Annotated in this window: 14 protein-coding genes and 2 pseudogenes; all 16 read right to left on the bottom strand. The window is 44.0% G+C overall.

Translation table 11 applies throughout. The annotated features are described in order from the left end of the window. Positions 1 to 12: 12 nt before the first annotated feature. Positions 13 to 234, bottom strand: a complete 222-nt coding sequence (locus EST42_RS02335) for a YozE family protein (protein WP_010373722.1) — start codon at positions 232 to 234, stop codon at positions 13 to 15. After that, positions 234 to 848, bottom strand: a complete 615-nt coding sequence (locus EST42_RS02340) for a YpmS family protein (protein ID WP_134644045.1) — start codon at positions 846 to 848, stop codon at positions 234 to 236. Before EST42_RS02340 ends, EST42_RS02335 begins: the two co-directional genes overlap by 1 nt. Further along, the gene (locus tag EST42_RS02345) at positions 849 to 1,736 is read right to left on the bottom strand and encodes a GDSL-type esterase/lipase family protein (protein WP_134644046.1); all 888 of its coding nucleotides are present in this window, start codon (positions 1,734 to 1,736) and stop codon (positions 849 to 851) included. Positions 1,737 to 1,848: 112 nt separating this feature from the next. Then, positions 1,849 to 2,700 carry a DegV family protein gene (locus tag EST42_RS02350; RefSeq protein WP_134644047.1) on the bottom strand — a complete coding sequence of 284 codons (852 nt, stop codon included), beginning with the start codon at positions 2,698 to 2,700 and terminating at the stop codon, positions 1,849 to 1,851. Positions 2,701 to 2,875: 175 nt separating this feature from the next. Then, positions 2,876 to 3,742: a DegV family protein gene (locus EST42_RS02355; protein ID WP_134644048.1), complete on the bottom strand. Its 867-nt coding sequence runs from the start codon at positions 3,740 to 3,742 to the stop codon at positions 2,876 to 2,878. A 24-nt stretch (positions 3,743 to 3,766) separates the two neighbouring features. Further along, positions 3,767 to 4,483 (bottom strand): annotated as a pseudogene (locus EST42_RS11500) (MFS transporter). Continuing rightward, positions 4,470 to 4,802 carry an MFS transporter gene (locus EST42_RS11505; RefSeq protein ID WP_167711039.1) on the bottom strand — a complete coding sequence of 111 codons (333 nt, stop codon included), beginning with the start codon at positions 4,800 to 4,802 and terminating at the stop codon, positions 4,470 to 4,472. The pseudogene EST42_RS11500 and the gene EST42_RS11505 overlap by 14 nt, the downstream one beginning before the upstream one ends. 127 nt (positions 4,803 to 4,929) lie before the next feature. After that, positions 4,930 to 6,204, bottom strand: a pseudogene (locus EST42_RS02360) (alkaline phosphatase family protein); the annotation flags it as partial. Positions 6,205 to 6,217: 13 nt separating this feature from the next. Next, positions 6,218 to 6,634 carry a MarR family winged helix-turn-helix transcriptional regulator gene (locus EST42_RS02365; protein ID WP_134644049.1) on the bottom strand — a complete coding sequence of 139 codons (417 nt, stop codon included), beginning with the start codon at positions 6,632 to 6,634 and terminating at the stop codon, positions 6,218 to 6,220. Positions 6,635 to 6,710: 76 nt separating this feature from the next. Beyond that, positions 6,711 to 7,364 carry a copper homeostasis protein CutC gene (locus EST42_RS02370; protein ID WP_134644050.1) on the bottom strand — a complete coding sequence of 218 codons (654 nt, stop codon included), beginning with the start codon at positions 7,362 to 7,364 and terminating at the stop codon, positions 6,711 to 6,713. A 165-nt stretch (positions 7,365 to 7,529) separates the two neighbouring features. After that, positions 7,530 to 9,239 carry an NFACT RNA binding domain-containing protein gene (locus tag EST42_RS02375; protein WP_134644051.1) on the bottom strand — a complete coding sequence of 570 codons (1,710 nt, stop codon included), beginning with the start codon at positions 9,237 to 9,239 and terminating at the stop codon, positions 7,530 to 7,532. Positions 9,240 to 9,266: 27 nt separating this feature from the next. After that, positions 9,267 to 10,208, bottom strand: a complete 942-nt coding sequence (gene ribF, locus EST42_RS02380) for a riboflavin biosynthesis protein RibF (RefSeq protein WP_134644052.1) — start codon at positions 10,206 to 10,208, stop codon at positions 9,267 to 9,269. 155 nt (positions 10,209 to 10,363) lie between these two features. Next, on the bottom strand, positions 10,364 to 11,554 hold the full coding sequence (locus EST42_RS02385) for a DNA/RNA non-specific endonuclease (protein WP_134644053.1): 1,191 nt from the start codon (positions 11,552 to 11,554) through the stop codon (positions 10,364 to 10,366). Positions 11,555 to 11,750: 196 nt separating this feature from the next. Beyond that, positions 11,751 to 12,176 (bottom strand): FAD-dependent oxidoreductase, encoded by a 426-nt coding sequence (locus EST42_RS02390; protein WP_245150340.1) that lies wholly within the window; start codon positions 12,174 to 12,176, stop codon positions 11,751 to 11,753. 315 nt (positions 12,177 to 12,491) lie between these two features. Next, positions 12,492 to 13,403: a tRNA pseudouridine(55) synthase TruB gene (gene truB / locus EST42_RS02395; protein ID WP_134644054.1), complete on the bottom strand. Its 912-nt coding sequence runs from the start codon at positions 13,401 to 13,403 to the stop codon at positions 12,492 to 12,494. Between the two features lie 74 nt (positions 13,404 to 13,477). Beyond that, positions 13,478 to 13,834 carry a 30S ribosome-binding factor RbfA gene (gene rbfA / locus EST42_RS02400; RefSeq protein WP_010373741.1) on the bottom strand — a complete coding sequence of 119 codons (357 nt, stop codon included), beginning with the start codon at positions 13,832 to 13,834 and terminating at the stop codon, positions 13,478 to 13,480. Between the last annotated feature and the right edge of the window lie 24 nt (positions 13,835 to 13,858).

Genomic DNA, 13,858 nt, shown 5'->3' on the forward strand with positions numbered 1-13,858 from the left:
CACCAATTCGTCCTATTCCTCTGAAGCCAAGTAACGGGACCAGGCTTCATCAAAAATCGACATGCTATGCAAGTAACTTGCATTTTCTTCTAAATAACGGGACAAGCTTTCAAAATCTTCCGCTTGTTTTGGAAATTGATGGTCGTAAAACGCGGCATTGGCAAACGTTTGCACCTCGTCAAACGTTACCGGATTGCGTTGCGTCATCAACCATGAAAAAAATGGGCGTCGCATTATCGTATAAATCCTCCGCGGAAAACAAATTTGTTCTGGGCCGGTTCAATCGTTACAGCTTTAAACCGCATATCATTAACCTTCGGCGTCTTACCAAGGTCAATGAGGATGGTTTGCTTTGATGTATTAATTTTTAACCAGTCTGGCAAGTTCATCATGTTACCGATATAGCCCATGGCGTACTTAACTGGCAATGGTAGTTGTCCGACGGCAACCGAATCAGCATGCAATAGGATGCCACCATGTTTCGTTACCTCTGGCGTCATCTTCATACCAAAATCGACATTTTGACCCAAGAGCTTGTATGTACCATACACCATCATGCCAGTTTTTGTCATTTCAAAATGGAATTTATTTTTTAATGAAGGATCATCATTTAAGTATTTTTCAACAATCGCATTAAGCTCAGTGCGATCGACGCTGACTTCAAAAGCCGCCTGACTGAGTTGCGATTGCGAATCTACTGCTTGTTGTCTGTCCTGTGGTAATAAAAGCAAGCCAATCACAATCAATACCATCACAACAATCGTGGCCCCTACACCTGTAATGATACCTTGTACACGATCACGATTAGGCATAACAAAGCCAAATCGTGTTACCTTACGTCGTTGCATCTACTTCACCAGCCATTCTGATTCTTTTTCGGCCATTCGCTTCACAAGCAATTTACTCATTTTGTCATACCCTTTATCATTCGGGTGATAGTGATCAAGTGTCGTAATATAATCATTTAATTCCTTATCACTCTTTCCATTCAACGTATCCTGCACCATTTTGTTATTAAGCGATCCGCGGTTTGCTTGTTCTGATTCCTTAACTAATTCCTGCCGCGCGGCACGCGTTTGGTACTGCCCATACGTCAATGTCTTAAACGTTGACACGTAATAAATCTGCGAATCAGTGGCTGCAATATTGGCATTTATGCCGTTGTAAATTTTAACATCCGCATTTAAGTCTTGCCGGTTTGCTAAATAAACGTATAGCGGATTATAATTACCAAACAAAAAAATGGGTGCATCTGGATTCTTTTTTTGGATGAATTTCATGAGTTTAAGGAGTTTTTCGGTGTAGGTTGGCATACTCTTAACAACTTCTTTCGTCACAGCAGTATCTGACTTCGAAAAAATTGCTTTAAACAACGTTTGTTGTAAATCGTTGCCCCCTACCGTCATGACAATCACATCGGCCTTTTTTATATCGCGGACCGCTTTTTTATCAGACTTCACCCGTCGCAAAATCTGATCAGAACGATCACCAGCCTTACCATAATTAGCCGTCTTTACTCGAACACCGTAAACTTTGGTCAATAACTTTGCCGTGCGTTTTGTATAGCCTTGCTGTTTTGTCGTATCGCCAATCCCCTCAGTTAGGGAATCACCGACTGCAACCAGCCGAATATTTGATTTCTCAGCCGCGTTTACCTGGCCAACGTTTAGGAGACTTGTCGCAACCGATACCACCAAAAGTCCCAAAATAAACCGTCGATGCTTGGATTGTTTCAACTTGGTTCGCCTCCTCAATATCATTATTCTGACTTACTATTCTATCATATTTCGTGACACAAAAAATGAGTGAACCCACAAAAACGTGAAATCACTCATTTTAAGCACTATGTTACTTTAATAAATAGCTGAATCCAATTGCACCTGCACCAGTGTGCGTTGAAACAGTTGGTGAAGTTTGTTGTACCACAATCTTAACGCCTGGGAAAATCTCATTAACCTTGTCGGCTAGTTCTTGTGCTTCAACTGGGATACCAGCGTGTGAGATGCCAATTGCTGCAACCCCATTTGAAGCTGTTTGCATTTGCTCAACAATCTTCTTCAAGTACGCTTTGGTTGACTTCGTCCCACGCCCCTTAACCTCAACGTTGATATTACCTTGCTCAATGTGGGCACCAACCTTGATATTTAAGACACCAGCAATAAACCCAGCTGCCTTCGATAGACGACCACCGGCTACTAAATTATCTAAATTAGAAACGGTCAAATACAGTTGCGTGTTGTCACGAATGCGTTGAATTTCAGCTAAAACCGCTTCTTTTGAAGCGCCGGCAGCTGCCAGCTTAGCAGCTGCCAAAACTTGGAAGCCTTCCGCACGGTCAATAAATTCAGAGTCTAACGTCGTAATATCGCCTTCAACCATTAAAGCAGCTTGACGTGCCGCGTCGGCTGTACCAGACAACCCCTTAGTTAAATGAATTGAAATAATCTGCGTCTCTGGATCGGCCGCCATAATTGACTCATACACTTCAGTAAAATAACCAAGCGCTGGTTGTGATGTTTGTGGCAAATTCTTTGCTTCAGCCATCTTATCCATAAATTCAACACGAGATAGCGTCACACCATCTTGGTAAGACGTACCATCAATCGTAATACTCAATGGTACGATTTTAACATCAAGTTCTGCAGCTTCTTCAGGTGTCAACATTGCTGTTGAGTCAGTAACAATTTTTACTTGGGCCATGTGATATAATCCCCGTTTGTTTTTTATTAAGTACCTTAATTATGCCATTTTTACAGCTTTAGTTCAAGTTAATAAGGTTTAATAACCTGACAACTAGTGTTTACAACCGCCTAATTTAGTATATAAAACAAAGGAGCATCAATCGATGCCCCTTCTTAATAAATACAAAATGTGATTAGAGTGAGTCGGGCTCACGAATCCAAGCCAAAGCCAAAGCCCCGGCTCCTAGGTGAGTGCCAATTACCGGTCCAAAATAACTTAATTCGAACGGCATATCAGGATGCCGCTGTTGCAACTCATCACGCCACTTTGCGCCTGCTTCAGGTGCATTCGCATGAATCACCATAGCACGTAATGGATAATTTACCTCCGCGCGAGCCTGATCAAACAACTCTTCTGCACGGGCCATCGCCTTCTTCATTGAGCGCACCTTCTCAAAAGGCACAATATAATTTGAATCATTATCAAACGTCAAAATTGGCTTGACCTTCAACATTGTTCCGATAATAGCAGAAGCGTTGGACAAGCGACCGCCTCGCACCAAATTTTGTAAGTCATCCACAATAAAGTACTCATCCATCGTGGTGGCCATTTGGTCCATTGTTGCAATGATGTCAGCTGGTTCAGCCCCATTTTGGGCCATCTGAGCTGCTTTCATCACCAAGTGCCCCATTAAGCGCACTGTAATCTTTGAGTCATAACCAAACACTTGGAAGCCAGGCACGGCATCCGTTAGTCCAGCGACTGTATTCACCGTTCCTGAAATTGTTGCAGCTAGGTTGACAACGATTGCACCGTCATAACCATCCGCTTTCAATGACTCAAATAACGTAATCCATTCACCAACCGCTGGTTGTGATGTTGATGGGAAACTTGCGGATGTGGCTAGTTTCTCATAAAATTCGTCAGTCGTTAAATCGATACCTTCACGATAAACCGTTCCGTCAATAATAACTGGAATGGGCATTACCTTGATATCAAGTGCAGCGACCTCGTCATGGCTCAAATAAGCCGTCGAGTCCGTTACAATCGCAATTTTCATCTCAATAATCCTCTCAATTGTGTTTTAATCTGTTGTCTTCTTAGGCAATCGTAGGAAAATAACCAATCCAATCAAGAAAAGAATTGATAATGATCCAGCCGCATATTGCACGCGACCCGTCGTTTGTGACACGATTCCAAAAATAGCAGGTCCGATAATCGCCGAGAACTTACCAAAAATATTGAAAAAGACGAAACATTCGCTGCTTCGTTCCTTAGGTACGAGCTGACCACGATATGGCCGCGATAATGCCTGCATACCGCCTTGTGATGAACCAACATCAAAGGCCAATAACCAGAATTGATTAGGGTGATTAATAAAAATAGCAAATAATGTAATTCCGATGTAAATCAGCATCCCCATAATCAAAACGTTCCGGTTACCAAACCGATTTGCCAACCATCCATATACAATTGAGAATGGAAAGGCAATTAGTTGTACTACTAGCAATACCACAATTAACTGGCCACCTGGAATTCCGATAGCTAAAGCAAACGATTATGCCACCGTAAAGATTGTATTAACTCCGTCGATATAAAAGAAGTAAGCAATCAAGAAGCCTGCTAACGCTGGATATTTTGGCAAAACGCGTAACGTATGCCAGAGTTGCTTAAGTGACGCTTTCACCTGATAATCGACTCGTGGCAACGCATAGGTTTGTCGCAAATTTTTCATAAATGGTATTGTAAACACCGCCCACCAAATTGCTGATAGCACAAATGCGAACTCAAACTGAGCCATAGCTCGAGAAAAAGCTGCGTCCAACCATAAAAATGATGAACGGTACTAGGCCTCCTAAATAGCCAAAGCCATACCCAGCTGAACTCACCATATCCATGAGTTTATCGGTCGTTACGTCGGTAATGTAGCTATCGTAGAAAACATTTGCAGATGAGTACCCGATAAATGATACCACAAAGACAGCTAGTAGGAGAAACAGATTGTCACTCGGAACTGCCGTCAAAGCGAACGTGCCAAGCATACCCAAAGACGTGAAGAAGTAGAACAGTCGCCCCTTCATACCTTGAAAATCAGCCAACGCGCCTAGTATCGGTGCCAACACAGCGCCAACTAAGGTTGCGATGGAATTGGCATAGCCCCCAATAGGCCGTCACGTGTGTCGCTGAAAAGCCGTTATTGGCCGCCACCGATGTTAACCAAATCGGCAAAACCGCCGTTATCACGATAATTGTGTGACCAGCAATTGAGGTTTGGAACCGTAGATTTAGCAAGTGCGCCATTGTTGGCCCTTCGTCTGTCAAATCAACATCTAAGTCCAAAACTTGACCAGCCTTGATATCTGGCCCGTTTAAAATCAACGTCGTCGTATAGTCGTCATTGTCTGGGTGATAGCCATGCGTTCCCTTATAACGATCAACTTCGCCACGTTCCAACATCTCGTTTGTCACTTCTTCGACAACAGCCGGGCGACGCGTTTCATCGGTAAAGTAGTAACCCTTCTCACCTTCAATCATCAGTGCTGCCGCTGGATCTGCACCAAATGTCACAATATCATGATGGTCATAAATTGCTTTAACACCCGGCACATCTTTCATAACATCCTTCACTTAATCAAGCAAAGCGCTATCCTTCAAATAAATGTAAGCTGCACCATCAGTGTGCTTCGCAATAACCTGCCAATTGCGGGCAACACGACCATTCCATGTGGCCTTCAACCAACCGCAATTAGCAAATAACATGTTTAAGTGAATCATCTTTGAGACGTTCTGCTAATAGTGATCACCAAGAATCATGAAGTCTGTCTCTTCAAAAATGCCCGCATCTTTAGTTGTTTGAATCAAGTCACCAACATGCTTATCCAAGCGATTTAAGGCATCCCCCGCCTGTTGCGTCCGAATCCCATAACGGTGCCGATGTGAATCCATGTCAACCAAGTGAACCAACGTCAGATTTGGTTTCTTGGTCCGAATAGTATCAGCAGCCGCAGCCGTAATAAAGTTATCCAACTCTGGCTGTTGAATACCATTACGTAAATAACCAAACTTACGGTCCATTTGTAACAAGCACAATGGCGAACTTGCTCGCAATGACGTTGTGTACTGATTGTTCCAAATACGGTTTGGGAAAATCTCAGCAATATTCCAGTTGATATGTGCACCAGCAGTGACAGGCCACAAGAAAGCAGCTGTCGTCATACCAGCCTCGCGTGCCAAGTCATAAACCGTCGGTACCTTAACGTGCTTTGCATACCAATACCAATTTGGTGAGGCTCGTTCAGGTTACATAAGGGTCGCATTCACAACGCCGTACGTTTTTGGATAGGTTCCCGTGATAATTGACGTGTGTGATGGATAAGTAATTGATGGATAAACGCCCTTTACGTCACGCACCCATGTTCCTCCAGCGACCAATGCTGATAGGTTTGGCAAAAATTGTAAGCGCGCCTTCAAATCGGCGCTACCCATTGCATCTAACGAGATAACAACTGCATGCTTTGCCATTAAACTAATCCTCCTATATTTGCTTACTTAATGACTTTTCAAGACGGTTAAGTAAGATTTGAACCATGCTTTTTTCTTCAGCGGACCATAACTTAAATGCAGTTTCTTCATACATCATATGCTGTTCGTTAACAGCCGTCAGTACGTCATTACCCTTGCCTGTGAGCTCGTATATTAATTGGCGCCGATCGCGACCAACGGCAATATTTGAAACCATTTCTTTCTTGAGTAATGAACTTAGCTGCCGTGATAATGTCGAATTATCAAGGCCCGTTTCATCGGATAACTTATCTTGAGTATCAAACCCAGTGGCTACATGACTCAACAACTGCCACTCGGCAATCGTCAGTCCGTTACTTTTTGTCATCTTCGTCAGCACGATCTTGTACTGTTTTTCAGTATCGCGTAACGCTTCTAAGACGGTTTTCATCCCAACCTCCTGACATAACTAATAGATTATACGCTTTTTGTATTACACAATTAGGACAAAAAGGCTTCCCTTACCATTACAAAGCATCCTCAACAGGTAATGGTACAATTTTTGACCCGTGCAGCTCACTGACATGGAGTTGCTGTGATAACCATTCTGCATTCTCAAACGTCACACCACCACCAGGTAGAATCGTGAGACCTGGTGGTGCCATTTTGACAATCTCTTGTAAACGCGACACTGTTTCCGTGAGCGGCACAGTTAACTTCCCACCGTGCGTTAACACACGTATTACCCCGTAATTCGCCAACCAGCGTAAGGTTTGTTGTTGACAACGTTCTGCAATATCATCAAAAGCCATGTGATACACCACTTGCATGGGCTTTGCAGCTTCCAGCAACTTGATCATTCGATCCCGAGCTAGATGCTTTTTGACGTCGACCACCCCAAACGTCACCGTCTTGACCCCCAAAGCTCGCATGCGACGTAACGAACGGCGCATATCTTCAATTTCAACCTCAGAATAGTCGAAGTCACCACCCCGTGGGCGAATCATCACGACCAAATCAATTTGTGCTTCAGCTGCCAACGTCACAGCTTCGGCAACTGTCTGGTCATCTGGGGTTAGTCCTCCCAAATCCAGACGCCTATTTAATTCCACGCGATCAACACCATTTCGAATCGCGGCACGCATTGTGTCGATGTCAGCCAGTGCAATTTCCTTGATCATGATGAACCCCCCTAAAATTTGTAATTTAAGCTTATTTTACTAAATTTCAGAGATTGGCTGTTAATTGAACCATTTTGGTTAATGAGACTTTAATATTTTAACCACAGCTTAGCAAAAAACGACCAGCAACACCACGTTGGTACCGCTAGTCGTTTTAACAATTTGTCATTGCTGCAGTACTGGCTTATTTTGACGTAACCGTTGCACCAGTGCAAAATCAGGCGTCACTGCCATAGTCGTTTGTCCCTCGAAAATTACGAAACCAGGTTTAGAACCATTTGGCTTTCGTAACCTACGGACTGGCAAGTAGTCTACTGGCACATTCGCTGAATCTCGAGCCTTCGAAAAATACGCTGCTAACATCGCCCCTTCAAGTAACGTGTTATCAGATGGATTTGCATCGTGAATGATAACGTGAGAGCCTGGAATATCCTTGGTGTGTAGCCAGATATCTGATTTAGCAGCCGTCTTCATGGACAACCGTTCATTTTGTAGATTGTTCTTACCCACTTCAATCAGCGTACCATCAGTTGCATAGAATTTTTCTGGTTGGCTAACCTGAGGCTTTTGCTTCTTCTTGCTCTGCACCCGCATGTAGCCTTCTTGAATCAACTCTTGACGAATTTCTTCGATATCTTTTGGCGAGGCGATATTAATTTGTGCAAGCAAGTTTTCAAAATAATCGACTTCCTCTTGCGCTATGGCAATTTGCTCATTCAAGTACTTCACAGACGTCTTTAATTTGTTGTACTTCGTGAAATACTTCTGGGCGTTTTGTGATGGGCCGATTTGGTTAGACAAAGCAATTTTGAGAGACTTATTATCGTCATAATAATTTGGCAACTCAATTTCAGTCATGCCACGCTCCAACTGGTGCATGTATGTCGTCAACAACTCACCTTTAACCTTAAATTCATCTGCATCATCAGCTGCATCTAGTTCAGCTTGTTGCTTCTTAATCTTAGTTTTATTCTTCTTTAATTCATTTCGAACAACTCGCAAAACAATGGCCGCTTGTTGTTGCACGCGATCTCGTTCTGATTTTTCAGCAAAGTACGCATCCAACATTTCACTGAGTGTTGGATAGGTTAATACATTCCCCTGTACAGTTAACCACTCAAACGGGGTGAAATTAACACCCTTTCCCGTAGAAATTAGCCGTGGTGCTGGCTGATCGAAGCGGCCAAACCAATCTTGCGCTAACTTCATCGCATCGCCGGATTGTTGCAACACCGTTGCTAATTCTTGTGCCGAATCACGGGCAAATCCTTGGAACGTGGTTTGAATTCCCTTCGCCAAATCGTTCACATCTGGTTTATCCAAAATCAAATTAGCTAGTCCATCAAGTGATTCATACGGATTAAGCACATCTTGCTTCGGTGGCATCACATAAGTGCCACCGGGCATTAGTGTTCGTACACGATTTTGGTCAGCTGGAACGTGCTTAATCAAATCCAAAATACGTTGTGTCGGTTCGTCAATCAAGAACAAATTTGAGTGACGTCCCATCATCTCCAAGATAAGCGACGTCTTCTCTTCATCACCGAGCTCATTGCGTCCAGAAGTGGTGAACTTAATCATACGATCATTTGCCACCTGCTCAACGCGCAGCAATTGGGCGCCTTCTAGATGCTTACGAAGCATCATGGCAAAATTAGGTGCCGTTTGCGGGTTCGCATACTTAATACGAGAAATCTGAGCCCGAGCAAACGAAGGATGCGCACTCAATAACACTGGATAATTTGTACGATTATTACGAATTACCAGAAAAATTTCGTTAGGGTATGGTTGGTGGATCTTCATGATTCGACCACCAGCCAAAGTTTCATTCAATTCACGCACCATTGCGTGCGTAAAGAGACCATCAAAAGACATGATTTGTCTCCTTTCTTTTTTCTTAGACTACATTTCCGCTAAAAAGCGTCGTGACACAGATTCATCTTCTTGAAGCTTTCCAATCAAAGCATCCATACCAGTGAATTTTTCTTCACCACGAATGTAATGATGCCAACGAACGTTCACACGCTCGCCATATATTTCTTGGGCAAAATCAAACAGGTTAATTTCAACTGTCTTGGGCCGGTTTTCACCAAAGGTCACATTGTAACCAATCGATGCCATCCCGCCGTACCATTTACCAGCGATTTCCAATTCGACCACGTACACCCCAACCCCTGGTAACCGCTCACCTGACGTAGTCTCAATGTTGGCTGTTGGGTAACCCATTTCACGTCCACGGGCCTCACCGTGAACAACCACACCACTGGTTTGGTAGGGTTGCGTTAACAATTCATTCAACGCATCCACCTGACCGGCATCAACCAGTTTACGTGCGCGTGTTGAAGCACTTTCTTCTCCGTCAACATCAACACGTGAAACTTCAATGACATCAAAGCGTCCAGATGCGTAGCCGGGCAAGTGGGGCATATCTGCTTGCGCATCGCTAGCCCCGTATGTGTGATCAAATCCAGCTACAACGGCTGTTGCACGTAAACCAATCATATACTGTTCAACGAAGTCAGCTGGTGCAAGTTTCGCCAAAGCAGATGTAAAGTTAACGACGTAAGCCACGTCAACCCCCATCTCTGCAAGCAACGCTAGCTTACGTGGCAACGTCGTGAGATACGTCAAAGGGTGTTGGTGTGTGGCAAATACGACTGACGCATGTTGATCATACGTAAGCACTGCCAATTTCACACCTCGTGCTGTCGCTTCAGCTTTTGCACGATTAATTACAGCACGATGTCCCGCGTGAACTCCGTCAAAAAAGCCCATGGCTAACACAACTGGCTCGTCGGCAATTGTGGCAGCGTCAAAAGGATGATGTAATGTGATGACTTCCATTGTCAGCGCCTCTCGTTTCAAAAATTCAATGTTTTCATAATAACATAAAACCCCCGCACAAGGCGGGGCTTAGTCAGAATATTCGTGATACACCAGCTTTTAAAAAAGAATGAACATTCATTTATTAAACGCGTTGGCACCCATCACTCTCAGGGTTACCTCTCAGTCATACTATGACGCTTCCCCTGTTGAATGGCCTGGCTCTCCGGCATTTGCACCAAATTAGCCTTATCTGTATTAGCCGGCATGCTATCAGTGCCGTACCAATACACAGCACTTGGCCCCCCGCCTGTTACGTACACGGTTGGGTCATTCGTTGTCGCTGGTGCTTGTGGTTGTGAAGTAGGTGCCGTGCTGGGTTCAGATGATGCGCCAGGTGCACTGCCACTTGTGGCCGGGGCTGATACCGCTGGAGCTACTGGTGTAGCACTCACTGTATTTGCAGCTGTGCCATCAGCGTAGTTAATCGTCGCATTGGGGCTTGTATTATCAAGGTACACGATCGTTGCATCATCAGTGCCAGACTCTTCGCGTCCACCACCAACTTTAATCTGGATTCGTTTTCCGGCGTCGTCATAACCAACATAGGCTAATCGAACTTTGCGCGGAATTAATTCATCTTGTGCATATAGCGGTGTCACTTGATAATCCAACCGGAAATTTGGATGTGTCGCTAACCAACTATCCAAATGATTCTCATAGTAAAGCATGCTAGCGGTATTATCTTCATCCATACCACTATAGTTTCCCGAGTTCATCCAAGCTGTCTCAGGGACCAAGTTTCGCGCTTCATCATTTAACCCTGAGAACTGATATCCCACTAAGTGTCCATGCGCCATTAGCCAAGCCTGTTTCGACCCTGTTTGTTCACCAAACTCTGAGTACCAAAACTTAAAATTGTGCCAACCAACTGGATCATATGTTAGTCGTTCGGAACGTTTAGCAGTTGGCTCTTCTGCGTTTGATAATTGAATATGACTATCACGTGCCCGACCCAAATGATCGAGGCTCGCCATAACCATTTTTCGCTCACTAGCATAAGGCAGCGGCCTTTGCACCGTCCCATTTAACCTTTGAACTTGCATCTCTGGATTTCCTGACACAGTGGCAGAGCTCGAGGCTGCAGCCGCTTTAGATGATGCACTGGATGAAGTTACAGATGTGGCCGCTTTCTTTTCACTCGAAGCCTGACTCGTTGCATGTGATGATGCCTTTTTTTCAACATGTGAACTAACCTGTGATGATTGGTTCTTTGCATCATCGTGTGACCCACCAGATGCGCCAACACTGACAAACAACAATAAGACCAGGCCAACCAAACCGGTCGCTTTTAATTTATTGCTCATAACGTTGCCCACTAAGAATTTTTTTAGTTTAGTGTACAGAAAAACACCATTTTTAGCTGGTGTTTTTACAAGTTCTTAATGATACAAATCAAAGCGTCCCTTAGCCGTGACTTGCTTAATCCCGCCAGTTTATAATAACGATTTATTCATAATGACCTTTTTGAGCATCGATGCCGGATAGCCACGGACTTCATATTCATCGCCGACCACCCCCAATCACACTCGTATTACCAATTGAACAAACTGTACCGAGTGATTTATATGTAAATGGTGTTAATTCATACCCTGTTACCGCAGCTAAGACATTTTTGCCTGTAATTTTCCCCATAACCAACGCTAATTGTGCAGTTGTTAGTAAGATTTGGCCGGTTTTTGAATCCGTGACCGCTGCAACATCTCCTACAATATAAATTCGATCATCCGCTGGATCTTGCAGATAAGGCGTAACACTCATACGGTTTTGTTTTGCTTGGTAACCTGATGCAGCCATAACACTCGACCCCCGAACACCGGTGGCCCAAATAATCGTGCCAGCAACCACTTCACCATTTTCATCTGTCTCGCGGTCGGCATAGTGCATCACATCAGGCTCAATGGCATTAATAACCTTTCCCTTATTCAACAACCGCCCCACGCCCTGTAAAACTGCCAAACCATAGTCAACTAGGCGCTGAGAAAAAACACTTAATGCCGCTTAGCGCCATTAGGCTCGCATAGCCAGTCCCTAAAATTACCACGTTTGTTTTCTCTGCCATATCTATTGTCTCCTTTTACGCGATTTCTCAGCATATTCCTAACCATGCCGGACTGCTTTAGTCTGTATTTTAGGCGGTGACTTTGAAGATTTTTAGGTGCGACACTTACACAGGTACCAAATCTAATGAAAAAAGCGTCACATCACCACTCAAAACTGGTACTGCGACGCCTTAAACAAGACCTATTCAATTGAAAATGTTCGATACGGGCGGTACTGATTACGATCTGCCCGCCATTCAAAGACTGATTTCACATCACCTTGGTAGGTAACAACAATCTTATCTGCCACGGGAATTAAGGCTGTTTTAGGCAAGCCAATTCCATTCTTAACTTTTGCCCATTGATCGTCTGTTAACGCAACATGTGGATATTGTGCCACAGCGCTATCTAACGGTTGTAACCAAGTATCCACATTCCCGTTTGTTGTCATCATTTCAGCAATATCCGTTAACGAATGAGCTTGGCTTAAGTCATAACCGCCAGCCTTTTGGCGTGTAAGCTGACTCATGACTGCCGGTACACCAAGCTGTTTACCCAAGTCAACAGCTAGTGTGCGAATATAAGTCCCCTTAGAGACCTCTGCAATAAACATAAACTTTTGCGTTTTCGTCGTTTCGTCAAATATCGGTTCAGACGTACGATCAAATCGATAAATAGTCGCTTGGCGCTCAGGGCGCTCGACAGTCTCGCCGGCACGCGCGTATTCATATAAACGTCGGCCGTTAACTTTAACTGCAGAAAACATCGGTGGAATTTGAGTGATGTCACCCGTCAAAGCCTTCATGGCATCTGCAATTTCGTCAGTCGTAAACGGCCGTGACAAAGCTTGAGATTCGACTACTTCGCCATCCAAATCCTCAGTGGTTGTCGCAAATCCAAATGTTACTTCACCCGTGTAAATCTTACCGGACTCTTGCAAAAATTCAATTGCCTTAGTAGCTTTACCCAGTGCCACTGGCAGAACCCCGTCAACTGATGGGTCTAACGTCCCAGCGTGACCAATCTTTTTCATGTGTAAAATTTTACGTAACTTGAACACAACGTCGTGTGACGTCATGCCTGCTTCTTTGTACACCGGTAAAATACCATCCATAATGTAATCCTCTTATCACTTTTTAGCTATGTATGAAAATAGCGACCCAAAGTAGGTCGCCATTCTCTAAATTATTAGTCGTTTTGGTGTAGCTGACGAATCAAATCATCAATCTTGTTACCATATTGGACAGATTCATCCTTAACGAACTTCAATTCTGGCGTCTTGTAAATTGCCAAACGTGATCCCAATTCCTTACGAATCAAACCAGTGGCGGCTTCCAAACCAGCAGCGGCCTTTTGGTTAACAGATGCCAATTCTGACAAGACACTATAATAAATCTTAGCTTGTTGCAAATCGCCAGTGACTTCAACACCGGTAACAGTGACACCTTCAACTCGAGGATCGCGGATGCGTTTTAGCAATAAATCATTGACTTCACGTTGGATTTCTTGTTCAAGACGTCCAACACGGAAATTTTGTTGTGCCATTTTAGCTCTCCATTTCCTTTGTTA

It is taken from the genome of Weissella cibaria (genome assembly GCF_004521965.1).
GTDB lineage: Bacteria > Bacillota > Bacilli > Lactobacillales > Lactobacillaceae > Weissella > Weissella cibaria_A.

Excerpts from the sequence above, each read along its gene's own strand:
- EST42_RS02375 (WP_134644051.1), bottom strand. The coding sequence starts at position 9,239 with ATGTCTTTTGATGGTCTCTTTACGCACGCAATGGTGCGTGAATTGAAT.
- rbfA (WP_010373741.1), bottom strand. The coding sequence starts at position 13,834 with ATGGCACAACAAAATTTCCGTGTTGGACGTCTTGAACAAGAAATCCAA.
- EST42_RS02385 (WP_134644053.1), bottom strand. The coding sequence starts at position 11,554 with ATGAGCAATAAATTAAAAGCGACCGGTTTGGTTGGCCTGGTCTTATTG.
- EST42_RS02340 (WP_134644045.1), bottom strand. The coding sequence starts at position 848 with ATGCAACGACGTAAGGTAACACGATTTGGCTTTGTTATGCCTAATCGT.
- EST42_RS02335 (WP_010373722.1), bottom strand. The coding sequence starts at position 234 with ATGCGACGCCCATTTTTTTCATGGTTGATGACGCAACGCAATCCGGTA.
- truB (WP_134644054.1), bottom strand. The coding sequence starts at position 13,403 with ATGGATGGTATTTTACCGGTGTACAAAGAAGCAGGCATGACGTCACAC.
- EST42_RS02365 (WP_134644049.1), bottom strand. The coding sequence starts at position 6,634 with ATGAAAACCGTCTTAGAAGCGTTACGCGATACTGAAAAACAGTACAAG.
- EST42_RS02370 (WP_134644050.1), bottom strand. The coding sequence starts at position 7,364 with ATGATCAAGGAAATTGCACTGGCTGACATCGACACAATGCGTGCCGCG.
- ribF (WP_134644052.1), bottom strand. The coding sequence starts at position 10,208 with ATGGAAGTCATCACATTACATCATCCTTTTGACGCTGCCACAATTGCC.
- EST42_RS02350 (WP_134644047.1), bottom strand. The coding sequence starts at position 2,700 with ATGGCCCAAGTAAAAATTGTTACTGACTCAACAGCAATGTTGACACCT.
- EST42_RS02355 (WP_134644048.1), bottom strand. The coding sequence starts at position 3,742 with ATGAAAATTGCGATTGTAACGGACTCGACGGCTTATTTGAGCCATGAC.